The sequence below is a fragment of the Roseovarius aquimarinus genome, assembly GCF_043661195.1.
GTDB classification, from domain to species: Bacteria; Pseudomonadota; Alphaproteobacteria; order Rhodobacterales; family Rhodobacteraceae; genus Roseovarius; species Roseovarius aquimarinus.
This window is the reverse complement of the sequence record NZ_JBIHMM010000001.1, coordinates 1,383,950-1,409,395: the sequence shown is the minus strand read 5'-3', so window position 1 is coordinate 1,409,395 and position 25,446 is coordinate 1,383,950. Positions and strand designations below refer to the sequence as shown.

Genomic DNA, 25,446 nt, shown 5'->3' with positions numbered 1-25,446 from the left:
CCATGGGTGCGGGCGTCACTCAGAATTCAGGCGGCGGGGGCAAGCGGCGCAGACGGTCGCGCGGCCGCTCGCGCGCCATGTCCGAAATCAACGTGACGCCCTTCGTGGACGTCATGATGGTGTTGCTCATCATCTTCATGGTGGCCGCGCCGCTCATGACCGTGGGCGTGCCGGTGGAGCTGCCCAAGACGGCGGCCAACTCCCTGCCGAGCGAGCAGGAAGAGCCGCTGACGATCACCATCACCGCCGAGGGGGTCGTGTCGATCCAGACCACCGAAGTGCCGCGCGAAGACCTCATCGGGCGCCTTCGTGCCATCGCCGCCGAGCGGGAGAGCAACCGCATCTTCCTGCGCGCGGACGGCGCGGTGCCCTATGCGGACGTGGTTCAGGTGATGGGTGCGCTCAATCGGGGCGGGTTCGAGAATATCGGCCTCGTGACGGATGTCGGCGGTCCGGCGCTGGACGCGCCGGCGAATTGAGGCGGCGGCCCGCGTGAACACTGGTCAGATCATATCGGGGGCATGTCATCTCGGCCTGATGGCCTGGGTCGTGTTCGGCGGCATGATCCCGGACCGGGATTTCGAGTTCGACGCGGTGCAGGTCACCGCCGTCAGCTCCGAGGAATATGCCGAGATCCTCTCGCGCAGCGCCGCGCCCGAACAGACGAGCGACATCGCGCCGCCCGAGGCGCCCGACGTGCCGCAGGATGCGCCCGACCTCTCGAGCGAGGCCGATGTCGCGCCCGAGGCGCCCGCGCCCGCGCCCGCACCTGAAGTCGCGCCCGATCCCGTCCCCGAGCCGCCCGCCGAGACGCCGCAGGCCGAGGTGAGCGACGAGGCCCCCGCGATCGAGCCGCCCGCCGAGGACATGGCCGCGCTCATCCCCGAAAGCTCGCCGCGCCCGCAGCAGCGCCCCGCCGAGCGGATCGCGCCGCAGGCCGTCGAGGCGCCCGAGCCCGACACCGCCATCGACGATGTCGTCCGCGAGGAAGCCGTCCCGAGTGATGAGCCCGCTGAGGTGGTGCAGGAAGAAGCCGAGGCGACCGCGCCCGAGGCCGCCGCGACCGAGATCGTGACCGAGGCCGAGGAAAGCGACGAGCCGCCCGCGCCCTTGAATTCCGTGCGCCCCCGCACGCGGCCGCAGGACCTGCGCCCGGCCACTCCGGCACCGACGCCGGAGCCCGAAACGCAGACCGCCGCCGCGGAACCCTCACCGGAGCCCGCACCGGAGCCCGAGCCGGAGGCCGAACCCGCGCCAGCGCCCCAGACCGACAGCTCGAGCGTCAACGACGCTCTGGCCGCCGCGCTGGGCGGCGCCACGAGTGCCGATGCCGCGCCCGGCATCAATGCCGGCCCGCCGCTCACGGCGGGCGAGAAGGACGGGCTGCGCATCGCGGTGCAGAATTGCTGGAATACCGGCTCGCTCAGCAGCGATGCCCTGCGCACCACCGTGACCGTCGCCTTCGAGATGTCCCAGGACGCGCGCCCGATCGAATCGAGCCTGCGCATGCTCGACAGCAGTGGCGGCACCGCCGGATCGGCGCAGCAGGCCTACGAGGCCGCCCGCCGGGCGATCTTGCGCTGCGGCGCGCGAGGCTTTCCGCTGCCGGCGGACAAGTTCGCAAGCTGGCAGAATGTCGAACTTGTGTTCAATCCCGAGAACATGAGGATCAAGTGATGGTGCGCGTGATGCCCCCTATCATGCGGTCCAGAGGCGCCGCCATCCACCCCGGAAGGCGGCGCGCCGCGCAGTCCCGCGCCTCGTCGGCGCAGGCTTTGACCTTCCGGCCCGATCCCATGCAAGCTGGCGTCATGTCCGGCCGCAACCGAAACCCGAACCCAAGAGGATAGAATGATGGCACGTTTCACGGCCCTTCTGGCCCTTCTTCTCACGGCGCTCACCGCGCTGCCCGCCGCTGCGCAGCAGGGGCCGCTGAGGCTGGAAATCACCGAAGGCGTGATCGAGCCGCTGCCTTTCGCCGTGCCCACCTTCGTCTCGACGGGCGGCGGGGCGCAGGCGGCGCAGGACATCTCGAGCCTCATCGCCGCCGATCTGAGCGGCACGGGCCTCTTCCGCGAGATCCCGGCCAGCGCGCATATCAGCCGCATCACCAGCTTTTCGAGCCCGGTGCAATTCGCGGATTGGAAAGCGATTAACGCACAGGCGCTGGTGACCGGCTCGGTCGATGTGGACGCGTCGGGGCGCCTCACGGTGCAATTCCGCGTCTGGGACGTCTTCGCGGATCAGGAGCTGGGCAGCGGTCAGCAATTCGTCGGCACCGTGCAGGGCTGGCGGCGCATCGCGCACAAGATCGCCGATCAGGTCTATAGCCGCATCACCGGCGAAGGCGGCTATTTCGACAGCCGCGTCGTCTTCGTCGCCGAGAGCGGTCCGAAGGATCAGCGCGCCAAGCGCCTGGCGATCATGGATTACGACGGCGCGAACGTGACCTATCTGACCGATTCCTCTTCGCTCGTGCTGGCGCCGCGTTTCTCGCCCTCGGGCGACCGCATCCTCTACACCAGCTACGAGAGCGGCTTTCCCCGCATCTACGTGCTCGACGTGGCCAGCGTGAACCGTCGGCAATTGCCCACGCAGGACGCCACGATGAGCTTCGCGCCGCGCTTCGCCCCTGATGGGCAGACGGTGGTCTATTCGCTCGAAAGCGGCGGCAATACCGACCTTTTCACGATGAACATCAATTCCGGCGCCTCGTCGCGGCTGACCAACGCGCCCTCGATCGAGACCGCGCCCAGCTACAGCCCCGATGGCCGCCAGATCGTGTTCGAGAGCGACCGGACCGGGCGCAACCATCTCTACATCATGAGCGCCGGCGGCGGCGAGGCGCGGCGCATCTCGAATGGCGAGGGCAATTACGGCACGCCCGTCTGGTCGCCGCGCGGCGATCTGATCGCCTTCACCAAGCAGACGGGCGGGCGCTTCCATATCGGCGTCATGCGCACCGACGGCAGCGAGGAGCGGCTTCTGACCGCGTCCTTCCTCGACGAGGGGCCGACTTGGGCACCGAACGGCCGCGTCATCATGTTCACGCGCGAGACGCAAGGCGCCGATGGGGCCGCGGGGCTCTATTCGGTCGATATCACCGGACGGAACCTGCGCCGCGTGCCCACCGCCACGGGCGCGAGCGATCCTTCTTGGTCGCCCCTCCAATAGGGCCGCGGCCCCCGCAAAACCGCGTCGCGCGGCGTTTCCATTGCATCGCGCGACGTGCTACAAACAGGCTAAAGACCACGCATTGTTCGCGCATCCATAACATTCCACGAGGCAACACCATGACCCTTCTCAAGACGATGATCCTTCTGGGCGCCGGGCTGACCCTGGCCGCCTGCACCGACCCGGGCCGTTTCGGCGACGACGCGGGCGCCGGCCTCGGCGCGGCGGGCGCGAATGGCGGCATCGTCGCGGGCTCGGCCAGCGATCCGACCTCGCCCGCCTATTTCCAGCAGACGGTCGGCGACCGCGTTCTCTTTCTGGTCGATACGTTCAACCTGACGCCCGACGCGCAGCGCACGCTGGACGGTCAGGCGCAATGGCTGCTCACCAACCGCGACTACAGCGCGATCATCGAAGGCCACGCGGACGAGCAGGGCACGCGCGAGTACAACCTCGCGCTCGGCGCGCGCCGCGCCAATTCGGTTCAGGAGTATCTCATCAGCCAGGGCGTGCCCGTCTCGCGGCTCAAGACGGTAAGCTACGGCAAGGAGCGCCCGATCGAGATCTGCTCGGCCGAGTCGTGCTATGCGCAGAACCGCCGCGCCGTGACGGTAATCTCGGTCGGCGGCGCCAGCAGCTGATCGCGCGGCGCCCCGCACGGTGGCGGGGCGCGCCACATCTTCCTTTCAACCCGACCGGAGCCCCGATTATGCGCCGCTTCCTCGCCCTGATCGCGATCGCCACACTCGCCCTTCCCGTGTCCGCCGCCGCGCAGGACCGCGAGGCCACCCTCGCCGATATCCGGCAGGAGTTGGCGGTGCTCTATGTCGAGGTTCAGAAGCTCAAGCGCGAGCTGAGCACGACCGGCGCGGCGGGGCAGCTCAACACCTCGGGCTCGGTGCTCGACCGCGTCGGCGCGATCGAAAGCGAGCTTCAGCGCCTGACCGCGCGGACCGAGGACATGCAGCTGCGTATCGACCGCGTGGTGTCGGACGGCACGAACCGCATCGGCGATCTCGAGTTCCGCCTCGTCGAACTCGAGGGCGGCGATACCTCGCAACTGGGCGAGACGACGACGCTGGGCGGCGGCGCGATGCCAGAGACCTCTGGCGGCTCGATGATCGAATCCTCGAACCAGGGCGGCGGCACAGGCACCGAGACCGGCCTGAGCACGAGCACAAGCACGGGCACGGCGACCGGCGCGCTCGCGGTGGGCGAGCAGGATGATTTCGACGCCGCCGCCGAGGCGATGGCATCGGGCGACGCCGCCCGCGCCGCCGAGATGTACGGCACGTTCCTCACGACCTATCCCGGCAGCCCGCTGGCCCCGCAGGCCTTTCTCGCGCGCGGCAAGGCGCTCGAGCAGCAGGGCAATGTGAAGGACGCCGCCAAGGCCTATCTCGACGGCTTCTCCGCCGACAAGGAAGGCCCGGAAGCCGCCGAATCCCTCTATCGTCTCGGCCGCGCCCTCGGTGCCCTCGGCCAGCAGGATGCGGCCTGCCAGACGCTCCGCGAGGTCGAGACGCGCTTCGCGGCGAGCCAATCCGCCACCGATGCGCGCGGCGAGATGCAAACGCTCGCCTGCCAGTGACACAAGGCGGCAGCGCGGCTCTCGAAGAGCATATCTCCGCCCATTTCGGCGCCGAGAACCGCCCGCTCGGCATCGCGGTCTCGGGCGGCAGCGACTCGGTCGCGCTTTTGCATCTCATGGCCGATTGGGGCGGGGCGCCGCTGCGCTGCGTCACGGTCGATCACCGCCTTCGGCCCGAGGCCGCCGCGGAGGCCGAGGGCGTCGCGCGGCAGTGCGAGGCTTTGGGCATCGCGCATGATATCCTCGTGTGGGACAACTGGGACGGGCAGGGGAACCTTTCCGCCGCCGCACGCGCCGCGCGCTATGCGCTGATCGGCGATTGGGCCGCGCGTCATGGGCTTGCGGGCGTCGCGCTGGGGCACACGGCCGACGATGTGGCCGAGACGCTTCTGATGCGGATGGCGCGTCGGGCGGGCGTCGACGGTCTCGCCGCGATGCAGCCGCGCCGGAGCGCGTATGGCACGGTGTTGCACCGCCCTCTGCTCGGCGCCTTTCGCGAAGATCTGCGCGCATGGCTCGCGGCGCGGGGCATCGGCTGGATCGAGGATCCGTCCAACGACGATCCGGCCTATCGCCGCACCGCTGCGCGCCGGGCGCTGGTGCATCTCGCGCCGCTGGGCCTCGGCGCCGCGAGCCTCGCCGATGTCGCGGCGCATCTGGCCGAAGCCCGCGCGACGCTCGGCCATTACGCCGCCGAAGAGGCCGGGCGCATCGCCCGCGCCGAGCTGGGAGATCTGCTGCTCGATGCGGACGGCTTCGCCGCGCTGCGCCCCGATATCGCGCGGCGCATCCTTGCGGCGGGGCTCGGCTGGATCGCGGGAGGCGTCGCGCGCGGGCCGGAGGTGACGCGCGCCCTGGCGCGGCTGAAGGAGGGGCGGGGCACGACCCTCGCCGGATGCCGCATCACGCATTCGAAGGGCAGCATCCGCCTCGCGCGCGAAGGCGGCGCGCTTGCGGGGATCAGGGCGGATCCTGGCACGATCTGGGACGGGCGCTGGACCCTTGTGGGACCGCCCGCGCCCGAGGGCGCCTACATCGCCGCGCTCGGCGCCGAAGGACGCGCGCTCTGCCCCGACTGGCGCGCATCGGGCCTTCCAGCCGCATCGATCGACGCCTCGCCCGCGCTCTGGCACGCGGGCGCGCTTCTCTCTGCGCCGCTCGCCGGGCGGGCCGATGGCTATGCGGCGACACCCTGCCGGACCCTGCGTGATTTGACCGCATCCCTATTATCGCATTGAAGAGCGGGGCATGATCTCTATTTAAGAGGCATGGCCCGCGTGCTATGTCCGCTGGCAATCGAATGTTTAGGAGAGTTTTCTTGGGCAACGCACGCAATATCGCCTTCTGGCTGGTCCTGTTCCTTCTGGTTCTGGCGCTGTTCAACCTCTTCAGCGGCTCCGGCGGATCGCTCCAGAGCCAGTCGGTGAAATATTCCGAATTCGTGGCCGCCGTGAACGAAGACGCGGTGACGAGCGTGACGCTCGATGGCGAGAACGTGCAGTTCCGCAAGACGGACGGGCGCGACTATGTCGCGATCAAGCCGACCGATGCCGAGATCACCCAGACGCTGATCGACAAGAACATTCCCGTGAACGCCAAGGCGCAGCAGGAATCCGGCTTCCAGACCTTCCTTCTGTCGCTTCTGCCCTTCGTGCTGCTGATCGGCGTGTGGATCTACTTCATGAACCGCATGCAGGGTGGCGGCAAAGGCGGCGCGATGGGCTTCGGCAAGTCGAAGGCCAAGATGCTGACCGAAAAATCGGGCCGCGTGACCTTCGATGACGTCGCGGGCATCGACGAGGCCAAGGAAGAGCTCGAGGAAATCGTCGAGTTCCTGCGCAATCCGCAGAAATTCAGCCGCCTCGGCGGTCAGATCCCCAAGGGCGCGCTGCTCGTCGGCCCTCCGGGCACCGGCAAGACGCTGCTGGCGCGCGCCATCGCGGGCGAGGCGGGCGTGCCCTTCTTCACGATTTCCGGCTCCGACTTCGTCGAGATGTTCGTGGGCGTCGGCGCAAGCCGTGTGCGCGACATGTTCGAACAGGCCAAGAAGAACGCGCCCTGCATCGTCTTCATCGACGAGATCGACGCCGTGGGCCGCCACCGTGGCGCCGGCTATGGCGGCGGGAATGACGAGCGCGAGCAGACGCTTAACCAGCTTCTGGTGGAAATGGACGGCTTCGAGGCGAACGAGGGCGTCATCATCGTCGCGGCGACGAACCGCAAGGACGTGCTCGACCCCGCGCTGCTGCGTCCGGGCCGTTTCGACCGCCAGGTGACGGTGCCCAACCCCGACATCAAGGGCCGCGAGAAGATCCTCGGCGTGCATGCCCGCAAGACCCCGCTCGGCCCCGATGTCGATCTGCGCATCATCGCGCGCGGCACGCCCGGCTTTTCGGGTGCGGATCTCGCCAACCTCGTTAACGAGGCCGCGCTGATGGCCGCCCGGATCGGTCGCCGCTTCGTGGCGATGGAAGATTTCGAGATGGCCAAGGACAAGGTCATGATGGGCGCCGAGCGCCGCTCGATGGTTCTGACGCAGGACCAGAAGGAAAAGACCGCCTATCACGAGGCCGGTCACGCCATCGTCGGCCTCGCGCTGCCGAAATGCGATCCGGTCTACAAGGCCACCATCATTCCGCGCGGCGGCGCGCTCGGCATGGTGGTCAGCCTGCCCGAGATCGACCGTCTCAACTGGCACAAGTCCGAATGCGAGCAGAAGCTCGCGATGACGATGGCGGGCAAGGCTGCCGAGATCATCAAATACGGGCCCGACGATGTGTCGAACGGCCCTGCGGGCGACATCCAGCAGGCCAGCGGCCTTGCGCGGGCGATGGTGCTGCGCTGGGGCATGTCCGACAAGGTCGGCAACATCGACTACCAGCAGGCGCATGAAGGCTACATGGGCAACGGCGCGGGCAGCTTCTCGATTTCGGCTCACACGAAGGAGCTGATCGAGGATGAGGTCAAGCGCATGATCGACGAGGCCTACGAGACCGCGCACCGTATCCTGATGGAAAAGAAGGACGAGTGGGAGCGTCTGGCGCAGGGGCTTCTCGAATACGAGACGCTGACGGGCGAAGAGATCCAGCGCGTCGCGCGCGGCGAGCCGCCGCAATCGGGCGATGACGACGAAGGCTCGGATACCGGAAGCGCGCCCTCGCTGACGGCCATTCCCAAGACCAAGCCGAAGACGCCGCGCGGCAAGAGCGGCGGTCTGGAGCCGGAACCCACGGCGTGAGCGATACTGCGGCCCCCCCGCCCAGATCGGACTGGAACCCGCGCGCCTATGCGCGGTTTCAGGACTTGCGCCTGCGCCCGGCGATGGACCTTCTCAACGCGGTGGGCCAGATGGGCGCGGGCGATATCGTCGATCTGGGCTGCGGTGCGGGCCAGATGGGCGCGGCGCTGGCCGAGCGGGCGATGGGGCGCGAGGTGATCGGCGTCGATGCCTCGCCCGCGATGCTCGAAAAGGCGCGCCAGTCGCGCCATTACAGCAGCCTCAGCCAGGCCGATATCCGCGATTGGCACCCGCGCCGCGCGCCCGGTCTGATCTTCTCGAACGCGGTCCTGCACTGGATCGGCGATCACGCATCGCTCATGCCGCGGCTCGCCGCGATGCTGGGCAAGGGCGGCACGCTCGCCGTGCAGCTTCCCCATCAGAACAACGCGCCCTCGCATCGCGTGTGGCTCACGCTCGTTGAGGATCTCTTTCCCGGCCGCGTCGATACGCGCTCGGGGCCGGGCGTGCTCGCGCCTGTCGAATATGACACGATGCTGGCGCCCAAGGGCCGGTTCCGCATGTGGGAGACGGAGTATTACCAGCGCCTTACCGCCGAGGCGGGAAGCCACCCCGTGCGCCGTTTCACCGAGAGCACCTATGCGCGCCCGGTTCTCGATGCGCTGGACGAGGACGAGCGCGCGGCGCTGATCTCGCGATACGAGGAGGTCATGCACAGCGCCTATCCCGTCCGCGGCGATGGCACCGTACTCTTCCCGTTTCGACGCCTCTTCTTCGCTCTGACGGTCTGACGCGGGCCGAAGGCGGCGCGTGTCGCAGAAGGTGGCGGCGCGCGTGAAACGGCATTTGACAGCTTCGGATGCGCGCGCAAAGGTGGCGCGTTGATTTCAGCCCCGGAGCCCCTCTCATGCCCGCACTCGAACTGACCTCTCACACCGCTCGCGTCACATGGCTCGGGAGCGTCGTGCCCGCTGAAGGGCGGGAGGGCATCCGCTCGGCGCCGCGCGAGGCGATCGAGCTCGATTTCGCCGGCATGTCGGACGAGGTGCATTCGGGCCGCACACGCCCGTCCTGTAGCCGCGTGACCAATCAATTCCCGAAAGGCACCGAGATCGCCAATACGCGCCAGCTCAGCATCCTCTCCGCCGAAGAGCTGGCCGCGATCGCGGATGAGATGGGGCTGGATGCGCTCGACCCCGTCTGGCTCGGCGCGTCGATGGTGATCGAAGGCATCCCGGATTTCAGCCATATGCCCCCGTCGTCGCGGCTTCAGGGGCCGGATGGTGCGTCGATCGTGATCGACATGCAGAACCGGCCTTGCGTCTATCCCGCGCTCGAGATCGAGAAGGATCTGCCGGGGCAGGGCAAGCCCTTCAAGGGCGCGGCGAACGGACGCCGGGGCGTCACGGCCTGGGTCGAGCGCGGTGGCCGCCTCGCGATCGGTGACGAGCTGCGCCTTTTCGTGCCCGATCAACGTGCCTGGGCGCCCGGTGGCTGAACCGCACGAAAAATGCCCCGCCGGACATCCGGCGGGGCATGGACTTGATTTTGGTGCTCTGGCGAAAGCCGATCAATAGGTCAGGATGTAGTAGCGGACCACCGACACGCCGTCGGTCTCGGCATCACGCTCCATCGTCTCGTCTCCGTCCTTGTCATCGGCCTTGTCATCGGAGCCTTGGGCGGCTTCCGACGCCTTGTCGGCACCCATCGCGCCATGCGCCCATGTCGCGGCCGAGCGATATTCCTGCGGCGAGATAGCGCCCGAATTGTCGGCATCCTTCTCGTCGAACTGGCGCTCGAGCGCTTTTTCGTCGAACTCCGCCTCGGTTGCGGGCCTTTCGTATTCGGCCTGCGTGATGACGCCGTCGCCATTCGTGTCATGCGACTTGAAGCGTTGCGTGGCGGCATTGGCGAAGCCCTCGGCACTCTCGGTCTCGCTTCCGTCCATCCGCGCGGTGGCGTTCTTCATCTTCTCGTCACCCTCGGACCACGCCTTTTCGGCGACTTCGCCGTATTCGGCGGCGCTCATCTTGTCGCTGTCCGAAAGATCGCTCCACTTGCCGACCTCGTAGGTGCCGTCCGTCTCGCCGGCGGCTGCTTTCTCCTGCTCGGCCTTGCGCTCGCCCATCATGCAGGAGACGAACTCCTCGCGGTTGATCGAGCCGTCGTCGTTGCCGTCGATCTGCTCAAAGCGCGCATTGGCCAGCGCGTCGATCTCGTCGCCGCTCATCTTGCCGTCAGCGTTCTTGTCGGCTTCCATCAGGGCGCCGTCGCACACGGCCATCATGTCGCTCTCGGCGTCGGTGGCGGCGATCGCCGGGACGGCGGCCATCAGCGTGGCGGATGCGAATACGGGGGTGATGATGCGTTTCATGTTATGTCCTCCTCCTTCTGCCGCGCCGCAAGGGGCGGGGCGTGTGATTTGGAACGGGCGGCGATGCGCTGCCCGCGATGATGGAGGATCAACGAAGACCCCGCCCCCGGCGTTCCATGATCGCTCAGAGCGCGAGATAGCCGATGGCGGAGAAGGTGAGGAGGACGCCGCCCCATTGACCCGCCGTCATACGCTCGCGCAGGATCGCCCAGGCGAGGATCACTGTGATCATCCCGAAGGTCGAGGCCGCGACCGACGCGAATTCCGGGCGCGCCATGCTCGCCGCCGCGATCACGATGCCGAGCGCGATGCAGTCGAGCACGCCCATCATGCCAAGGAGCGGCAGCGCGCCGCGCGCGGGCCAGCGGATGCCGCCCGAGGCGAGCATCATGACCACCGCCAGCGCCACGGCCACGATGCGCGTGACGAGAATCGCCGGCCCCTCGCTGCCCGCATGGGCGGCGGCCTGACCCAGTGCGAAGGTCGCCGCGAAGGATGCGCCGCCGAGCACGGCCCAGAGGATCGCGGCCCGCTTGTTGCCCTGGCTCGCCGACTCGGAGGTGAGCATGCCGACGATGGCGACGCCCGCGATGACTGCCCCTACGGCGAGCCATTGGTCCGCGCCGACCTCCTGACCCGCCATCGCGGCCCAGCCCACCGAGAGCACTGGATAGGCGCCGATGATGGGCGCGACGAGCCGGACGGGCCCGATCTCGAACGCTTTGTAGAGCCCGAGATAGGCCAGCGTGAAGGCAAGCCCGCTCGCCACCGAGAGCGCCATCGCCTTGCTGCTCATCGCGCCCCAATCGCCCATGAAGATCGCAGCGGGGGCCATCACGATGGTGCCGATGGCCAGCACCGTGGTCAGAGCGGGCAGGATGCCGCCGCGCTGCGAGACGTAGCGCACGCAGATATCGTGAATGCCCCAGCAGAGCGCGGCGACGAGGCCGAATGCGAGCGATGCCATCAGGAAGGGCTCCGGAAATAGGGAATCATGAAAACAAGGCAGGCGACGAGAAAGAAGACCGAGCCGAACATCGCCCAGAAATGCCCGATGCTCGCGATGCAGAAGCCGACAGCCGAGACGAGAAAGAGACCCCAGCCCAGAAAGTTGATTTGATGATCGCTCATATCGGATGCAGGCTCCTGTTGCTTGGACGGGGCGGGCTTGATATTCTGCACGTTAAATATTTATTCCACAGATGCAATCTTCGCATCTTCGGGGGAGACGGTGATGCTTGACGAAATCTTTGCCCGGGTCCGGCCCGGGCCGCCGCGCCCCAGCCGCATCATCGAGCCTCGGGTTTTTTCCATGCCGCCCGGAACCGAGCGGTACGTGGTGCAGGGCGGCGGCGCCATTCTCGTGCGGATCGAGGCCGGGGACCGCTTCACCATCACCAATGACGAGGGCGGACAGCCTTGCGAGGTTGTCGCGGCGGATGCGAAGGGCGCCATCGATCCCGGCATCATCGGCGGCGCGCCCAACAGCGATGCGTCCGGCCTCAAGGCGCTTTTGACCGCCTCCGACCAGTCGCTGCGCGGGTTGCGCATGGGGCTGGAGGCGCGGGGGCTCGATCTGTCTCGCGCGCGTGCGCACCGCTTCTGGGATGCGCAGACGCCGGCAAAGGCCGCGCAGGAGTTCAAGGTCGAGCGCGACGGCGTGCTGATCGTCGCGGCGCCCGGCGGCGCGATGGATCTCGAGGCGCAAAACACGGCGACACCGCTCACCGTGATGCTGACCCGCGCCACCCTCAAGCGCCATACCCGGTTCGAGCTGCCGGACCCGCTCGCCGATCCCTTGCAGAGCATCCGCGTGCACAACGCCACCGCCGAGGCCTATTTCGTCAAGGCGGGCGACTATATCCAGATCCAGGATGTCGACGGGCGGCAATGCACGGATTTCGAGTGCTTTTCCGCCGCCAAGCTCGACAAGGGGATCGAGCATGCGCTGGACGTGACGACCACGCGCACGCTGATGGGCCATGCCTATCCGATGCCGGGCCTGCACGCGAAATATTACGATCAGGAAATGTTGCCGCTGGTCGAGGTGGTGCAGGACACCTGCGGGCGCCACGATGCCTTCGCGCTGGCCTGCTCGGCCAAGTATTACGACGATATCGGCTATCCCGGCCATGTGAACTGCTCGGATAACTTCAACAAGGCGCTGTCGAAATACAACGTGACGGGCCGCCCGGGCTGGATGGCGATCAACTTCTTCTTCAACACCGGCCTCGACGATCATGGCGTGATGTATATCGACGAGCCGTGGTCGCGCCCCGGCGATTACGTCCTGCTGCGCGCACTGACCGATCTCGTTTGCGTCAGCTCGGCCTGCCCGGACGACACCACCGCCGCCAATGGCTGGAACCCGACCGATATTCACATCCGCACCTATAGCGGGACCGAGACATTCAGCCGGTCGGTGGCCTACCGTCCGACACCCGATTCAGAGGCGAAAATGACCAAGCAAACCGGATTTCACGACAATTTCGCCAAGCTGACCCGAAATTTCATCGAGTATAACGGCTACTGGCTGGCCAATTGCTATGCCGAGACCGGCCCGATCGAGGAATACTGGGCCTGCCGCAAGGATTGCGCGATCATGGATCTCAGCCCCCTGCGCAAGTTCGAGATCACCGGCCCCGATGCCGAGGCGCTTTGCCAGTATGTCTTTACCCGCAACATGAAGACGCTGGCCGTGGGCGGCGTCGTCTATACCGCGATGTGCTATGAGCATGGCGGCATGATCGACGACGGCACCGTCTTCCGCCTCGGGCCGGAGAATTTCCGCTGGATCGGCGGCACGGATTACGGCGGCGAATGGATCCGCGAGCAGGCCGAGAAGCTGGGGCTGAAAGTGCTGGTGCGCTCGTCCACCGATCAGCTTCACAACGTGGCCGTTCAGGGGCCGAAGAGCCGCGATTTGCTGCGCAAGTTGGTCTGGACCGCGCCTCACAACCCCGAATTCGATCAGCTCGGTTGGTTCCGTTTCACGCCTGCGCGGCTGCGGGGCGAGGGCGGCACGCCGTTCGTCGTGAGCCGCACGGGCTATACGGGCGAGCTCGGCTATGAGATGATGTGCCATCCGAAGGATTGCGACGAGATCTTCACCGCGATCTGGGAGGCGGGGCAGGAATTCGGGCTGAAACCGATGGGTCTTCAGGCGCTCGACATGGTGCGCATCGAAGCGGGCCTCATTTTCGCGGGCTATGATTTTTCCGACCAGACCGATCCTTTCGAGGCGGGCATCGGCTTTACCGTGCCGCTCAAGTCCAAGGAGGACGATTTCATCGGCCGCGATGCGCTGATCCGGCGCAAGGAGCATCCGGTGCGCAAGATGGTCGGCCTCGAGATCGACAGCAAGGTCGCGGTCGGCCACGGCGATTGCATCCATATCGGACGCGCGCAGGTGGGCGAGGTCACGTCTGCGATGATCTCGCCTCTTCTGGGCAAGAACATCGCGCTAGCGCGGATCGACGTGACGCATGCGGAGTTCGGCACCGAGGTGGAAGTCGGCAAACTCGACGGGCATCAAAAGCGTCTGCCCGCCACCGTGGTCCCTTTCGCGGCATACGATCCCGAGAAGGAACGCCCGCGATCATGACCGAGACCGTGCTCGACAAGATGGGCGGCGAGGCCGCGTTGAAACGCCTTGTCGAGCATTTCTACGATCTGGTCGAAGCGCGCCCCGAGGGTGCGAACATCGTGCGCCTGCATATGGACGGGCATGGCCTCGCTGCGACGCGGGCCGAGCAATTCGCTTTTCTGAGTGGATTTCTGGGAGGCCGCCAGCACTATAAGGAGCGGCACGGGCACATGAACGTCAAGCTCATCCACGAGCATATCCCGATTATGGCGGAAGATGCCGAGAATTGGCTTCGCCTCATGGACCGCGCGCTCGCCGATCTGGGCCATTCGGGCGCGCATGTCGAGCGTTTGCGCGCCACGCTGCGGCGTGTCGCGCTGGCGCTGGTCAATGATGGCGATGTCGTGGGCGAGCACAGCGCGCGGCTCTCAGCCCTCTAGCGCGGCTTCGCGCAGCCCCGCGTAAAGCGCGGCGGAATTCCGCAGCGCGGTCGGCACATGGGCCTCGCTGTCGGCGGCGAAGCGGTCCGCCGCCTCTGCGCTGCCCAGCCAGTCGATCGCGGTGGCGCGGTTGCCGGGGTCCTTCATCCAGTAGGCGCACAGATCCTCGGTGATCTCGGGGTGAAACTGCACGCCCCAGGCACGGCGCCCCACGCGGATCGCCTGCACCGGGCAGTTCGCATTGCGGGCGAGAGGCGCAGTATCCGCAGGCAGGCGCACCGCTTCGACGCCGTGCCATTGCATGACGCGCACCGGGCCGTCCGTCGCGCCCGGCAGGCGCGACAGAACCGGATCGGCGCGGCCGTCCTCCGTCAGATCCATCGGCATGACGCCGACTTCGGGCACGGCCATTTTGGCGCATTGCCCGCCCATCGCCTCGACCAGAAGCTGATGGCCGAGGCAAATCCCGAGATAGGGCCGCCCCGAGCGCACCCAAGCGGCGATGGCACGCTTTTCCGGCACGAGCCAAGGATGCGCGTCCTCTTCCCAGACGTCCATCGGGCCGCCCATGACCATCATCGCATGAAAAGGGGCGAGGTCCGGGAGGCCCTCGCCCAAGTAAAGATGCACGACATGCGCCGCGTCCCCCGCCGCCGCGACATGATCGGCGAAGGCGGCGGGATGCTCGCCCTTCGTGTGCTGGAGGATCAGAACGCGCATCGGCGCCCTGATCCGATCTGCGCGCGCGGCGCCTCAGTTCTGGAGATAGACCTCGAGGCTGTCATCCAGCGCGTCCTTCCAGGGGGTATGGTGCTTGGGCGCCATCGTGCCCGTGATGACCGATTTGTAGCTGTTGTTGCGGAAGGTCATGATCCCTGCCTTCTTGTGGCCTTTCCACTCCTTGAAGGCCTTGCAGGCGCCCTCGACGTCGAAGCTGGGATAATCCGTCTCCGCGATCAGTTCCTTGACGTAATCGCCCTGATACCAGATCGCGTCGTAATCGTCCTCGCCCGCATCCTCGCGCGCCACGCGGTCGGCCACGTCGGCCTCCATCTCGGCTTTGCTGGGGATCGCGATCTTGCCCATGATCGCATCGCGCACCCACCAGGCCTGTGCGTCGAACATGTTGAAGGTGAACCACTGGTCCTGCATTCCGAGGTAGAAAAGGGCCGGATCGTGGACCCAAGCCACGCCCTTGTAGAGATCGGCGGTGGCGAGGCGGTTGGCCGTGCGCAGGCGCAGCGCGTCCTCCATGAAGGGGAAATGGTGCTGATAGCCCGTGCAAAGGATGATCGCATCGACATCCTTCTTGGTGCCGTCCTTGAAATGCGCGGTCTTGCCCTCGACATGCGTGAGCAGCGGCACTTCCTGCCAATTATCAGGCCAGTCGTAGCCCATCGGCGCGGTGCGGTGGCTGACCGTCACGGATTTGCAGCCGTATTTCCAGCACTGGCTGCCGATATCCTCGGCCGAGTAGGAGGTGCCGATGATGAGCAGGTCCTGATCCTTGAACTCGACCGCGTCGCGGAAGTCATGGGCATGCAGGATGCGCCCCTGAAACTTGTCGAAGCCCTTGAACTCGGGCACGTTGGGCGTGCTGAAATGGCCCGTCGCGCAGATCACGTGATCGAATTCCTCGGTGTATTCGTGATCCTCGGGCAGATGGCAGACCGTGACGTGGAACTTGTCGCCCTTCTTCTCGACGTGGCGCACGGTGGTCTCGAAGCGGATCCAGTCGCGCACGCCGGCCTTCTGCACGCGCCCCTCGATATAGTCGAACAGCACGGCGCGGGGAGGATAGCTCGCGATCTGCTTGCCGAAATGCTCTTCGAAGGAATAGTCAGCGAATTCGAGCCCTTCCTTCGGTCCGTTCGACCACAGATAGCGATACATCGAGCCGTGGACCGGCTCGCCATACTGATCGACGCCGGTGCGCCAGGTGTAATTCCACAGGCCGCCCCAATTGTCCTGCTTCTCGAAGCAGACGATTTCGGGAATGTCCTCGCCCTTGGCTTTGGCCGACTGGAAAGCGCGCAACTGCGCAAGGCCCGAGGGGCCGGCGCCGAGAATGGCGATGCGTTTCTTCATAAAAGCTCCTGTTGGTTCAAACCGGTTTAACTCCGGCTCATTTGGTATGAACCAATTGAACCGGTCGATTTCCTGCGAGTCAAGAAATTTGACCCAGAGGGCGCGGCTTGCAGGCGCCGCGCTAGCCTTCGTGCAAAAGCTGGCGTTGCTCCTCGATCAGGTGCAGCTTGATGAACTCGACGGCGGCATCGGTGTCGCGCGAGGCTATGGCGTTGAAAAGGCTGTTATATCTTTTCTGGTATTGCTCGATCCGGGCGGGCGTCAGGTGGCGGCGGAGCTGTGCGCTGCGAAAGCTCTGGCGGCAGGCGTCGATGACCAGATCATAGCACCCCGCGATCAGCGGGTTTCCGGTGCCGGCGGCGATCTTGCGATAGAACGCTTCCTCGTGGCGGACGAAGGCACCCGCATCGGTCTGAACCGCTTCGAGATCGCTCAGGATCTCGCCGAGCGCCTCGATATCGCGCGGCGGCATGTTCACCACCGCAAGGCGCACCATGTCGGGTTCGAGAATGCCGCGGATCACCTGAAGATCGAGCGGGCTCGAGGAGGCCGCGATTTCGCTGTTCGAGGCGGCGGGCGCCTCCCCGGTCGTTGGGTTGACATAGCTGCCGCTGCCCGCGCGGCGGCGGATCAGGCCGTGGCTCTCGAGAACCTCCAGCGCTTCGCGCACCGTGTTGCGCGCGACACCCAGATCGGCGGACAACATCCGCTCGGAGGGAAGGCGCTCGTCCACCGCGTATTCGCCCGAGCGGATCCGCCCCAGCAACTTGTCGACGACGGTCTGGACGGTCGCGCTCATCTGCGTCTGCGCGGCGAAGGCCGAATTGCTCTGGGCAAGCGACATGGGGGCTTCCTTTTTGCGCTATCGTGCCCAGCTTACACGAAGGAAGGCGGGCGCAAACCGTGAATTTCGGCGCTCCGCCCCGATGCATTGCTTGAACGAAAGGAGGCATGAGCATGAAGACCGAAGAGACCGAACATGGCCCCGTCGAGCTTTGGACGCCCGCGGAGGTGGCCCGCGCGCACGCCGAGATCGTGCTGATCGACGTGCGCTCGCCGCAGGAATTCGCGCTCGAGCGGATCGAGGGCGCGCTTTTGATGCCGCTTCAGGAATTCCGGCCGGGCCGTCTGCCGGGGCAGGGGGGCAAACGCCTCGTGCTGCACTGCGGCTCGGGCATGCGCTCGGGCAAGGCGGCGCGGATGTGCCTCGACGCCGGGATCACGCCGATCGCCCATATGGAGGGCGGCATGGCCGCTTGGAAGGAGAGCGGGCAGGAGTATATCGGCACAGATATGTCCACCGGCGCGCCCAAGCCGATGCGACAGGACGCATGACGGCGCCTAAATGAAAAAAGGGCGGGCCGACCGGCCCGCCCCTGTGATCCGCCGCGTCCGCCGGATCAGATGTCGATCGTGTTCTCGCGCTCCCAGCGCGAGAAATGCGAGACGAACTGGTTCCACTCGTCGCGCTTCATCTTGAGATAGGCGCGCGAGAATTCCTCGCCCATCGACTTCTTGAGGTCGCGGTCGCGGTCGTAGGCGCGCATCGCGTCGAGCATGTTCAGCGGCAGCTTGGGCGCGCCCTTCACCTTGTGGCCCTCGGCATACATGTCGATGTCGTGGCGCTTGCCCGGATCGGCCTTGGAGCGCATGCCCGAGAGGCCCGCCGCGATGATGACGGCTTGCAGAAGATAGGGGTTCACCGCCCCGTCGGGCAGGCGCAGCTCGAAGCGTCCGGGGCCGGGCACGCGCACCATGTGCGTGCGGTTGTTGCCCGTCCAGGTGACCGAGTTGGGCGCCCATGTCGCGCCCGAGGTGGTGCGCGGCGCGTTGATGCGTTTGTAGCTGTTGACGGTGGGGTTGGTGATCGCCGCCAGCGCGCTCGCGTGCTTCATGATCCCGCCGAGGAAATGCTTGCCGTCCTCCGACAGGCCGAGCTCGCCGGTGGGGCCTTCGCTCTTCTTGGCGGCGAAGACGTTCTTCTTGGCCTTCTTGCCGGGCGCGTCCCAGACCGAGATATGCGCATGGCAGCCATTGCCCGTGAGGCCCGGAATGGGCTTGGGCATGAAGGTCGCGCGCATGCCGTGCTTTTCGGCGATGGTCTTGGTCATGAATTTGAAGAAGCTGTGCTTGTCCGCGGTCTTGAGCGCGTCGTCGAAATCCCAGTTCATCTCCCACTGGCCGTTCGCGTCCTCGTGGTCGGACTGGTAGGGGTTCCAGCCCAGCTCGAGCATGTAGTCGCTGATCTCGCGGATCACCTCATAGCTGCGCATCATCGCCTGCTGGTCGTAGCAGGGCTTGCCGTTCTTATCGAGCGGATCGTGGATCTCGGTGCCTTCGGGCGTCAGCAGGAAGAATTCGGCCTCGATGCCGGTCTTGACATGCATGCCTTCCTCGGCGGCCTCGGCGATGAGGCGGCGCAGCACGTTGCGCGGCGCCTGCGCGACGTCCTCGCCCTCCATCACGCAGTTGGAGGCGACCCAGGCGATCTCGGGCTTCCACGGCAGCTGGATGACCGAGGAGGGGTCCGGCACGGCGAGCATGTCGGGATGGGCCGGCGTCAGGTCGAGATAGGTGGCGAAGCCCGCGAAACCCGCGCCGTCCTCCTGCATGTCCGCGATGGCGCGCGCGGGGACCAGCTTGGCGCGCTGCGCGCCGAAGAGGTCCGTGAAGGAGATCATGAAGTATTTTACGCCATTGTCCTTGGCGAACTTGGCCAGATCGGTGGTCATGTGTCGTGTCCCTGTTGTTTCGTTTTTTCGGAGGCTAGAAGCAAAACCGGCGCGGCACAATCTGCGCCGCGCCGGTTCTGATCCGCCTCAGTAGCTGCTGCCCGGCTTGCCGGGGTACCAGTTGGTTCCGGCCAGCGGGATCTTGGCCATCGCGGCCGCTTCCATCGTCAAGGCGCACAGATCCTCGGGCTCGAGATTGTGCAGGTGGTTCTTGCCGCAGGCGCGCGCGATGGTCTGCGCCTCCAGCGTCATCACCTTCAGGAAGTTGTTCAGGCGCCGGCCGCCCTCGATGGGATCGAAGCGTTTCATCAGCTCGGCGTCCTGCGTCGTGATGCCCGCCGGATCGCGCCCCTCGTGCCAGTCGTCATAGGCGCCCGCCGTCGTGCCGAGCGCGTTGTATTCGGCCTCCCATTTGGGATCGTTGTCGCCGAGCGCGATCAGAGCGGCGGTGCCGATGGCCACCGCATCCGCGCCGAGCGCCAGCGCCTTGGCCGTGTCCGCCCCGCCCCGGATGCCGCCCGAGACGACGAGCTGCACTTCGCGGTGCATGTCGAGATCCTGAAGCGCGCGCACCGCCTCGCCGATGCAGGCGAGGATGGGCTGGCCGACATGCTCGATGAAGACGTCCTGCGTCGCCGCCGTGCCGCCCTGCATCCCGTCGAGGACGACCACGTCCGCGCCGGCCTTGACCGCGAGGGTCGTGTCGAAATAGGGCCGCGCGCCGCCGATCTTGACGTAGATGGGTTTCTCCCAGGCGGTGATCTCGCGCAGCTCGAGAATCTTGATCTCGAGATCGTCCGGCCCGGTCCAGTCCGGATGGCGGCAGGCGCTGCGCTGGTCGATGCCCTTGGGCAGGTTGCGCATCATCGCCACGCGGTCGGAGATCTTCTGACCAAGAAGCATGCCGCCGCCGCCGGGCTTGGCGCCTTGGCCCACGACGATCTCGATCGCGTCGCAGCGGCGCAGATCGTCCGGGTTCATGCCATAGCGCGAGGGCAGGTATTGATAGACCAGCTTCTTGGAATGGCCGCGCTCTTCCTCGGTCATGCCGCCGTCGCCCGTGGTGGTCGAAGTGCCGGCCATCGTCGCGCCGCGTCCGAGCGCCTCCTTGGCGGGGCCGGACAGGGCGCCGAAGGACATGCCCGCGATGGTCACCGGAATGTCGAGCTCGATGGGCTTTTTCGCATAGCGCGTGCCGAGCACGACCTTGGTGTCGCATTTCTCGCGGTAGCCCTCGAGCGGGTAGCGCGAGATCGAGGCGCCCAGGAACAGCAGATCGTCGAAATGCGGCAGCTTGCGCTTGGAGCCGCCGCCGCGAATGTCGTAGATGCCGGTCGCCGCGGCGCGGCGGATCTCGGCATTCGTGGGGTTCGAGAAGGTGGCCGACTGGATCGGCACCGTGCGCGGTGCGCCCTTGTGATCGTCTTTCATTGCCTGACCCTCAATACGCGTTGTCGATGTTGAAATTATAGAGCTTGCGGGCCGAGCCGTAGCGGCGGAATTCCTCGGGCTTGGCGTCGCATTCGCCGCGCTCGAGCAGATCGGCGAGGATTTCCAGATGCTCGGGGCGCATTTCCTTTTCGATGCAGTCCGCGCCGAGGCTCTTGACCTTGCCGCGCACGAAGAGGCGCGCCTCGTAAAGGCTGTCGCCTAGCGCGTCGCCCGCATCGCCGCAGACGACCAGATTGCCCGACTGGCCCATGAAGGCGCTCATATGGCCGATATTGCCGTGCACGATGATGTCGATGCCCTTCATCGATATGCCGCAGCGCGAGCTTGCATTGCCCTTGATGACGAGCGTGCCGCCGCGCCCGGTGGCGCCCGCATACTGGCTTGCGTCCCCATCGACGATGACGGTGCCCGACATCATGTTCTCGGCCACGCCGGGGCCGGCCGAGCCATGCACGCGGATGGTGGCCTGCTTGTTCATGCCGGCGCAGTAATAGCCCGTCGAGCCCTTGACGATCACTTCGATCGGCGCGTCGAGACCCACCGCGATGGCATGGCTGCCCTTGGCGTTGACGATCTCCCAGGCGGTCTGGTTCGTGTCTTTCGTCTGCGCCTGAAGCGCGGCGTTGAGATTGCGCAGGCCCTGCGCTTCGAGGTCGAAAACTTGCATTTACGCGGCCTTCTCGGTTGCGGTGGGTGCGGCGTTGTGGCTCCAGAAATAGACGGTCGAGGGCTCGGGCTCCCAGACGCGCGCATGCTCGATGCCGGGCAGGTTGACCAGCGCGCGATACTCGCTGCCGAAGGCGACATACTGGTCGGTCTCGGCCATCACGGCGGGCTTGCAGGCGATGGGGTCGCGCACCACGCCGAAGCCGTCCTTGGTGCCGACCACGAAGGTGAAGAAGCCGTCGAGATCGTCGAGGCTCGACTCGAGCGCCTGGCCCAGGGTGGCGCCCTGGCTCATCCGCCATGTGAGATAGGCGGCGCCCACCTCGGTGTCGTTTTCGGTCTCGATATGCATGCCGGCCTTGCGCAGCTTGCGGCGCAGGCTCGCGTGGTTGGAGAGCGAGCCGTTATGCACGAGGCACTGGTCGCGCCCGGTGTTGAACGGGTGCGCGCCCATCGTGGTCACGGCCGACTCGGTCGCCATGCGGGTATGGCCGATGCCGTGGCTTCCGGTCATCGAGGAGATGTCGAACCGCGCCGCGACGTTCTTGGGCAGGCCGACCTCCTTGTAGATCTCGAGCTTCTCGCCCGTGCTCATGATGCGCACATCGGGGCGGATATCGGCCAGAACGGTGCGCGCGGCGGCGGCCCATGCGGCGTCGATCTCGATCACGGCATGGGTGTCTTTGACGCGCATCGTCACGTCGCCGCCCAAGGCGGTCTGCATGTCCTTGTCCAGACCCGCGAAATCGCGATCGGGCGTGTCGGACTGCACGGTCAGCTTGACCTTGCCGGGATTGTCCGAGCCGTAGATCGCGATCCCCGCGCTGTCCGGGCCGCGATCGGTCATGGTGATGAGCATGTCGGTCAACATCTGCCCCAGCTTGGGCTCGAGCGATGTGTCCTTGAGAAAAAGTCCTACGATCCCGCACATGGGCTGTCATCCTTCTGTGAACTTGATTCTGACGCTATCAGCTATTTTCAGACCGCTCAACTAGCGTGAAACTATATTTCCTACCATGCAAATAAAAAAATTTTACCTGCATGCAAAAAAAGGTTGCCAGAATGGGGCCAGAGCGGTCTCATGCGGTCTAATAATTGGTTCCTTTGGCGGTCCACGCGCCAAACCAACGAGAACTACAAATAGAAACGACCAGAACAGGGGTATGAATAGTGGAAGACCAAATTGCAGAACTGACGGCGCAGGTCGCCGCGCTCCAGTCGGCGGCGGGGACGACCAACACGACCTTCGCCGAGACCTTTTACTACCTGACAATCCCGCTGATGATCATCATCCACGCGGGATTTCTTGCTTATGAGATGGGCGCATCGCGGCTCAAGAACGTGCTGAGCTCGGGCGTCAAGAACATCCTCGCCTTCGCCTTCATGATCCCGACCTTCTATTTCTTCGGCTGGTGGGTCTATTGGGGCTTCCCCACGGGCCTGACCCTGTCCGAAGGCCCTGCGGGCATTTCGGGCGCGGCCTATGCGAGCTCCATCGCCTGGGGCTGGGGCGAAAGCGCGCAATACATGGGGCCGAACATCGCCGACCAGGCGTCGGGCGTGTTCTTCGGCGCCTTCGCCCTCTTCGCGGCGACGACGGCCTCGATCATGTCGGGCGCGGTCATCGAGCGCATCCAGACCGTCGGCTTCGTCATCCTCGCCATCGTTCTCGGCTCCTTCGCATGGGTCGTCGCGGCGGCCTGGGGCTGGCACGCGGATGGCTGGCTCGTCACGCAATGGGGCGTGCATGATTTCGGCGCGGCGGGTCTCGTCCACGCGGTCGCCGGCTTCTTCGCGCTGGGCGTTCTGATCAACCTCGGACCGCGGATCGGCAAGTTCAATCCGGACGGCACCGCCAACCACATCGCGGGGCACAACATGCCGATGACGGTGGTCGGCCTCATGCTCATCATCGTCGGCTTCTGGGGCTTCCTCATGGCCTGCGTGATCGTGCCGGGCGAAGCGTGGTCGTGGTTCGCGGACAAGCCCGCGACGATCTACGGCACGCCCATCACCTTGTCGGCTCTGTCCTTCAACATCCTGATGGCCGTGGCCGGGGGCATCATCGGCTCCTGGGTTCTGACGCGTGATCCGTTCTGGATGATGTCGGGCGCTCTGGCGGGGATCATCTCGGTCGCGTCGGGTCTCGACATCTACTTCCCGGCGATGGCCTTCCTGATCGCCTTCTCGGCGGGGATCATCCTCAAGCCGGCGGCGGACATGCTCGAGCGCATGGGCATCGACGACGCCGTCGGCGCCGTGACGGTGCACGGCACGATCGGCCTCTACGGCGTGATCCTCTTGGGCATCTTCGGCTCGGGCTACCCGGCACTGCAAGGCGCCGAGGGCGAGGTCGCGACCATCTCCTTCGTGGGTCAGCTCGTGGGCGCGGTGACGTTCTTCCTTCTGGGCTTCGTGCCCGGCTACGTCGTCTCGTTCATCCTCAAGATGCTGGGGATGCTGCGCGTCTCGGCGGGTGCCGAGCAGGTCGGGATGGACAAGGTCAAGGTTCCGGCCGCCGGCTATCCCGAGGGCATTCCCGCCCCCGCCGTCAACCTCGCGCCCGGCGAATGATCGGGCACATGCAACAGTTTGAAGGAGTGAAGTGATGGGATTTCCCTATGAGAACGTCGATTGGGCGGCCGTGGACGGCGCCATGTTCATCGGCTGGACCTCGGCGCTGCCGGGCATCTGCACCGTCCTCGCGATGATCGTCTGCGTCGCCGTGCTGATCTTCGGGCAGAGCACCGAAGCCTCGAAGATGCGCAATTTCGACACCTGACGGCCCCGAGGGCCATCGACGCTAAGGGGAGGGGCCGCAGAAAAGCGGCCCCTTCGCCATGTCCGGTGATTGCCTGAGAGGAAAATAAGTTGCACGCGAATGTTGCGCAGACGCGCGCGATAGTGCTTCAATGATGCGGAGATTGAATCAAGAGCAACAGGGGACACATCATGGCAATACTCTGGAGAAACTCCGCATTGGCGCACCGCCATGCCGAGATCGGCGGCGAGCTGGGCGACTGGAACGGCATGGGAACCGCCTGGTTCTATTCCGACAGCGAGGAGCGCGGGCAGGAAGATTACGAGCGGGTGCGCACCAAGGCGGGCCTGATGGACGTCTCGGGCCTCAAGAAGGTGCATCTGACCGGCCCCGACGCGGCCTATGTCATCGACCGCACAACCACGCGCAATGTCGAAAAGCTGATGCCGGGCCGCGCGGTCTATGCCGCCATGCTGAACGACCGGGGCATGTTCATCGACGATTGCGTGATCTACCGGCTTTCCGTCAACAGCTGGATGGTGGTGCACGGCACCGGCACCGGCATGGAATCGATGGCCGCCGCCGCCGCCGCCAAGAACGTCGCGATCACCTTCGACGACGATCTGCATGACATTTCGCTCCAGGGCCCCGTCGCCGTCGATTTCCTCGAGAAGCATGTGCCCGGCATCCGCGATCTGGCCTATTTCGGCATCATGCAGACCAAGCTTTTCGGCTATCCGGCCATGATCTCGCGCACCGGCTATACCGGCGAGCGCGGCTACGAGATCTTCTGCCAGCGCAAGCATGTGGTCGATATCTGGGACCAGATCCTCGACAAGGGCAAGGACATGGGCATCGGCCCGGTGCAGTTCAGCACGCTCGACCGGCTGCGCACCGAATCCTACCTGCTCTTCTTTCCGGGCGACAATTCCGAAACCTATCCGCACGAGAACGGCGATCCCGCGGGCGACACGCTCTGGGAGCTCGGCCTCGAATTCGTCGTCTCGCCCGGCAAGACCGGGTTCGTCGGCGCCGAGAACCACTATGCGCTCGAGGGGCGCGAGCGGTTCAAGATCTACGGCGTGAAGCTCGAGGGCACGACACGCGCGGACGAGGGCGCGGAACTCTTGCAGGATGGCAAGAAGGTGGGGCACGTTACCTACGGTATGTATTCGCGCATCAACAAGCATAATGTCGGCATCGCCCGCATGCCGGTCGAGGCTGCCAAGCCCGGCACGAAATTCACCGTGCGCAACGCGGATGGCACCGAGATTCCGGCGGTGGCCGCCGAAATGCCCTTCTACGACAAGGACAAGAAGATCCGCACCGCCAAGGGCTGAGCCG

The 25,446-nt window shown here is 65.9% G+C and carries 25 protein-coding genes; 15 read left to right on the top strand and 10 right to left on the bottom strand.

The annotated features are described in order from the left end of the window. The first annotated feature begins 2 nt into the window (after positions 1-2). From tolR to ACGRVM_RS06710, 9 genes are all read left to right on the top strand, one after another. On the top strand, positions 3-479 hold the full coding sequence (tolR, locus tag ACGRVM_RS06750) for a protein TolR (protein WP_377172792.1): 477 nt from the start codon (positions 3-5) through the stop codon (positions 477-479). A 58-nt stretch (positions 480-537) separates the two neighbouring features. Next, positions 538-1,677 (top strand): energy transducer TonB, encoded by a 1,140-nt coding sequence (locus ACGRVM_RS06745; RefSeq protein WP_377172793.1) that lies wholly within the window; start codon positions 538-540, stop codon positions 1,675-1,677. Between the two features lie 174 nt (positions 1,678-1,851). Continuing rightward, positions 1,852-3,174: a Tol-Pal system beta propeller repeat protein TolB gene (gene tolB, locus ACGRVM_RS06740; RefSeq protein ID WP_377172794.1), complete on the top strand. Its 1,323-nt coding sequence runs from the start codon at positions 1,852-1,854 to the stop codon at positions 3,172-3,174. Between the two features lie 119 nt (positions 3,175-3,293). After that, positions 3,294-3,815 (top strand): peptidoglycan-associated lipoprotein Pal, encoded by a 522-nt coding sequence (pal, locus tag ACGRVM_RS06735; RefSeq protein ID WP_377172795.1) that lies wholly within the window; start codon positions 3,294-3,296, stop codon positions 3,813-3,815. 68 nt (positions 3,816-3,883) lie between these two features. After that, positions 3,884-4,765: a tetratricopeptide repeat protein gene (locus tag ACGRVM_RS06730; RefSeq protein ID WP_377172796.1), complete on the top strand. Its 882-nt coding sequence runs from the start codon at positions 3,884-3,886 to the stop codon at positions 4,763-4,765. After that, positions 4,762-6,003, top strand: a complete 1,242-nt coding sequence (gene tilS, locus ACGRVM_RS06725; RefSeq protein WP_377172797.1) for a tRNA lysidine(34) synthetase TilS — start codon at positions 4,762-4,764, stop codon at positions 6,001-6,003. Before ACGRVM_RS06730 ends, tilS begins: the two co-directional genes overlap by 4 nt. Before the next feature lie 80 nt (positions 6,004-6,083). Continuing rightward, on the top strand, positions 6,084-8,003 hold the full coding sequence (gene ftsH / locus ACGRVM_RS06720) for an ATP-dependent zinc metalloprotease FtsH (RefSeq protein WP_377172798.1): 1,920 nt from the start codon (positions 6,084-6,086) through the stop codon (positions 8,001-8,003). Positions 8,004-8,086: 83 nt separating this feature from the next. Then, complete coding sequence (locus ACGRVM_RS06715; RefSeq protein ID WP_377172858.1) at positions 8,087-8,794, top strand: methyltransferase domain-containing protein; 708 nt, start codon at positions 8,087-8,089, stop codon at positions 8,792-8,794. 116 nt (positions 8,795-8,910) lie between these two features. After that, positions 8,911-9,501 carry an MOSC domain-containing protein gene (locus ACGRVM_RS06710; protein ID WP_377172799.1) on the top strand — a complete coding sequence of 197 codons (591 nt, stop codon included), beginning with the start codon at positions 8,911-8,913 and terminating at the stop codon, positions 9,499-9,501. Between the two features lie 72 nt (positions 9,502-9,573). On the opposite strand, the gene ACGRVM_RS06705 is transcribed toward ACGRVM_RS06710, so the two are convergent. From ACGRVM_RS06705 to ACGRVM_RS06695, 3 genes are all read right to left on the bottom strand, one after another. Beyond that, entirely contained in the window at positions 9,574-10,377 is an 804-nt protein-coding gene (locus ACGRVM_RS06705) for a hypothetical protein (protein WP_377172800.1), read from the bottom strand. Positions 10,378-10,501: 124 nt separating this feature from the next. Continuing rightward, complete coding sequence (locus tag ACGRVM_RS06700) at positions 10,502-11,344, bottom strand: EamA family transporter (protein ID WP_377172801.1); 843 nt, start codon at positions 11,342-11,344, stop codon at positions 10,502-10,504. Further along, positions 11,344-11,559 (bottom strand): cytochrome oxidase subunit III, encoded by a 216-nt coding sequence (locus ACGRVM_RS06695; protein ID WP_394624030.1) that lies wholly within the window; start codon positions 11,557-11,559, stop codon positions 11,344-11,346. Before ACGRVM_RS06695 ends, ACGRVM_RS06700 begins: the two co-directional genes overlap by 1 nt. Before the next feature lie 52 nt (positions 11,560-11,611). On the opposite strand from ACGRVM_RS06695, the gene ACGRVM_RS06690 reads away from it, so the two are divergent. Together ACGRVM_RS06690 and ACGRVM_RS06685 are read left to right on the top strand one after the other, a co-directional pair. Next, positions 11,612-13,981, top strand: a complete 2,370-nt coding sequence (locus ACGRVM_RS06690; RefSeq protein WP_377172803.1) for a DUF1989 domain-containing protein — start codon at positions 11,612-11,614, stop codon at positions 13,979-13,981. Then, a complete protein-coding gene (locus tag ACGRVM_RS06685) occupies positions 13,978-14,403 on the top strand; it encodes a group II truncated hemoglobin (RefSeq protein WP_377172804.1) in 426 nt (141 codons plus the stop codon). The genes ACGRVM_RS06690 and ACGRVM_RS06685 overlap by 4 nt, the downstream gene beginning before the upstream one ends. On the opposite strand, the gene ACGRVM_RS06680 is transcribed toward ACGRVM_RS06685, so the two are convergent. The 3 genes from ACGRVM_RS06680 to ACGRVM_RS06670 form a co-directional block, all read right to left on the bottom strand. Next, positions 14,392-15,123 (bottom strand): type 1 glutamine amidotransferase, encoded by a 732-nt coding sequence (locus ACGRVM_RS06680; RefSeq protein WP_377172805.1) that lies wholly within the window; start codon positions 15,121-15,123, stop codon positions 14,392-14,394. The genes ACGRVM_RS06685 and ACGRVM_RS06680 overlap by 12 nt on opposite strands. Before the next feature lie 33 nt (positions 15,124-15,156). Next, entirely contained in the window at positions 15,157-16,491 is a 1,335-nt protein-coding gene (locus ACGRVM_RS06675; protein WP_377172806.1) for an NAD(P)-binding domain-containing protein, read from the bottom strand. A 121-nt stretch (positions 16,492-16,612) separates the two neighbouring features. Beyond that, positions 16,613-17,335, bottom strand: coding sequence for a FadR/GntR family transcriptional regulator (locus ACGRVM_RS06670; protein ID WP_377172807.1), 723 nt, complete (start codon positions 17,333-17,335; stop codon positions 16,613-16,615). A 107-nt stretch (positions 17,336-17,442) separates the two neighbouring features. Here ACGRVM_RS06670 and ACGRVM_RS06665 point away from each other — a divergent pair, with 107 nt between their 5' ends. Beyond that, entirely contained in the window at positions 17,443-17,826 is a 384-nt protein-coding gene (locus ACGRVM_RS06665; RefSeq protein WP_394624029.1) for a rhodanese-like domain-containing protein, read from the top strand. A gap of 65 nt (positions 17,827-17,891) precedes the next feature. Here the strand turns inward: ACGRVM_RS06665 and glnT are convergent, their stop codons facing one another. From glnT to ACGRVM_RS06645, 4 genes are all read right to left on the bottom strand, one after another. Further along, positions 17,892-19,223, bottom strand: coding sequence for a type III glutamate--ammonia ligase (gene glnT / locus ACGRVM_RS06660; protein ID WP_377172809.1), 1,332 nt, complete (start codon positions 19,221-19,223; stop codon positions 17,892-17,894). 87 nt (positions 19,224-19,310) lie between these two features. Further along, positions 19,311-20,654, bottom strand: a complete 1,344-nt coding sequence (locus ACGRVM_RS06655; protein WP_377172810.1) for an FMN-binding glutamate synthase family protein — start codon at positions 20,652-20,654, stop codon at positions 19,311-19,313. 10 nt (positions 20,655-20,664) lie between these two features. After that, positions 20,665-21,342, bottom strand: a complete 678-nt coding sequence (locus ACGRVM_RS06650) for a GltB/FmdC/FwdC-like GXGXG domain-containing protein (RefSeq protein ID WP_377172811.1) — start codon at positions 21,340-21,342, stop codon at positions 20,665-20,667. Continuing rightward, the gene (locus ACGRVM_RS06645; RefSeq protein ID WP_377172812.1) at positions 21,343-22,272 is read right to left on the bottom strand and encodes a class II glutamine amidotransferase; all 930 of its coding nucleotides are present in this window, start codon (positions 22,270-22,272) and stop codon (positions 21,343-21,345) included. Between the two features lie 239 nt (positions 22,273-22,511). On the opposite strand from ACGRVM_RS06645, the gene ACGRVM_RS06640 reads away from it, so the two are divergent. The 3 genes from ACGRVM_RS06640 (at position 22,512) to ACGRVM_RS06630 (ending at position 25,442) form a co-directional block, all read left to right on the top strand. Then, positions 22,512-23,915: an ammonium transporter gene (locus ACGRVM_RS06640; RefSeq protein WP_377172813.1), complete on the top strand. Its 1,404-nt coding sequence runs from the start codon at positions 22,512-22,514 to the stop codon at positions 23,913-23,915. A 34-nt stretch (positions 23,916-23,949) separates the two neighbouring features. After that, positions 23,950-24,123, top strand: coding sequence for a hypothetical protein (locus ACGRVM_RS06635; protein ID WP_377172814.1), 174 nt, complete (start codon positions 23,950-23,952; stop codon positions 24,121-24,123). Positions 24,124-24,293: 170 nt separating this feature from the next. After that, entirely contained in the window at positions 24,294-25,442 is a 1,149-nt protein-coding gene (locus ACGRVM_RS06630; RefSeq protein ID WP_377172815.1) for an aminomethyltransferase family protein, read from the top strand. Positions 25,443-25,446 lie beyond the last annotated feature (4 nt).

What these genes read in the sequence shown, in the direction of transcription:
- ACGRVM_RS06630 (WP_377172815.1), top strand. Translation starts at nt 24,294, where the DNA reads ATGGCAATACTCTGGAGAAACTCCGCATTGGCGCACCGCCATGCCGAG.
- ACGRVM_RS06715 (WP_377172858.1), top strand. Translation starts at nt 8,087, where the DNA reads ATGGACCTTCTCAACGCGGTGGGCCAGATGGGCGCGGGCGATATCGTC.
- ACGRVM_RS06690 (WP_377172803.1), top strand. Translation starts at nt 11,612, where the DNA reads ATGCTTGACGAAATCTTTGCCCGGGTCCGGCCCGGGCCGCCGCGCCCC.
- ACGRVM_RS06730 (WP_377172796.1), top strand. Translation starts at nt 3,884, where the DNA reads ATGCGCCGCTTCCTCGCCCTGATCGCGATCGCCACACTCGCCCTTCCC.
- ACGRVM_RS06645 (WP_377172812.1), bottom strand. Translation starts at nt 22,272, where the DNA reads ATGTGCGGGATCGTAGGACTTTTTCTCAAGGACACATCGCTCGAGCCC.
- glnT (WP_377172809.1), bottom strand. Translation starts at nt 19,223, where the DNA reads ATGACCACCGATCTGGCCAAGTTCGCCAAGGACAATGGCGTAAAATAC.
- ACGRVM_RS06655 (WP_377172810.1), bottom strand. Translation starts at nt 20,654, where the DNA reads ATGAAAGACGATCACAAGGGCGCACCGCGCACGGTGCCGATCCAGTCG.
- pal (WP_377172795.1), top strand. Translation starts at nt 3,294, where the DNA reads ATGACCCTTCTCAAGACGATGATCCTTCTGGGCGCCGGGCTGACCCTG.
- ACGRVM_RS06675 (WP_377172806.1), bottom strand. Translation starts at nt 16,491, where the DNA reads ATGAAGAAACGCATCGCCATTCTCGGCGCCGGCCCCTCGGGCCTTGCG.
- ACGRVM_RS06635 (WP_377172814.1), top strand. Translation starts at nt 23,950, where the DNA reads ATGGGATTTCCCTATGAGAACGTCGATTGGGCGGCCGTGGACGGCGCC.
- ACGRVM_RS06705 (WP_377172800.1), bottom strand. Translation starts at nt 10,377, where the DNA reads ATGAAACGCATCATCACCCCCGTATTCGCATCCGCCACGCTGATGGCC.
- tolB (WP_377172794.1), top strand. Translation starts at nt 1,852, where the DNA reads ATGATGGCACGTTTCACGGCCCTTCTGGCCCTTCTTCTCACGGCGCTC.
- ACGRVM_RS06685 (WP_377172804.1), top strand. Translation starts at nt 13,978, where the DNA reads ATGACCGAGACCGTGCTCGACAAGATGGGCGGCGAGGCCGCGTTGAAA.
- ACGRVM_RS06665 (WP_394624029.1), top strand. Translation starts at nt 17,443, where the DNA reads ATGAGCATGAAGACCGAAGAGACCGAACATGGCCCCGTCGAGCTTTGG.
- ACGRVM_RS06650 (WP_377172811.1), bottom strand. Translation starts at nt 21,342, where the DNA reads ATGCAAGTTTTCGACCTCGAAGCGCAGGGCCTGCGCAATCTCAACGCC.
- ACGRVM_RS06680 (WP_377172805.1), bottom strand. Translation starts at nt 15,123, where the DNA reads ATGCGCGTTCTGATCCTCCAGCACACGAAGGGCGAGCATCCCGCCGCC.
- ACGRVM_RS06670 (WP_377172807.1), bottom strand. Translation starts at nt 17,335, where the DNA reads ATGTCGCTTGCCCAGAGCAATTCGGCCTTCGCCGCGCAGACGCAGATG.
- ACGRVM_RS06700 (WP_377172801.1), bottom strand. Translation starts at nt 11,344, where the DNA reads ATGGCATCGCTCGCATTCGGCCTCGTCGCCGCGCTCTGCTGGGGCATT.
- ACGRVM_RS06710 (WP_377172799.1), top strand. Translation starts at nt 8,911, where the DNA reads ATGCCCGCACTCGAACTGACCTCTCACACCGCTCGCGTCACATGGCTC.
- tolR (WP_377172792.1), top strand. Translation starts at nt 3, where the DNA reads ATGGGTGCGGGCGTCACTCAGAATTCAGGCGGCGGGGGCAAGCGGCGC.
- ACGRVM_RS06745 (WP_377172793.1), top strand. Translation starts at nt 538, where the DNA reads ATGGCCTGGGTCGTGTTCGGCGGCATGATCCCGGACCGGGATTTCGAG.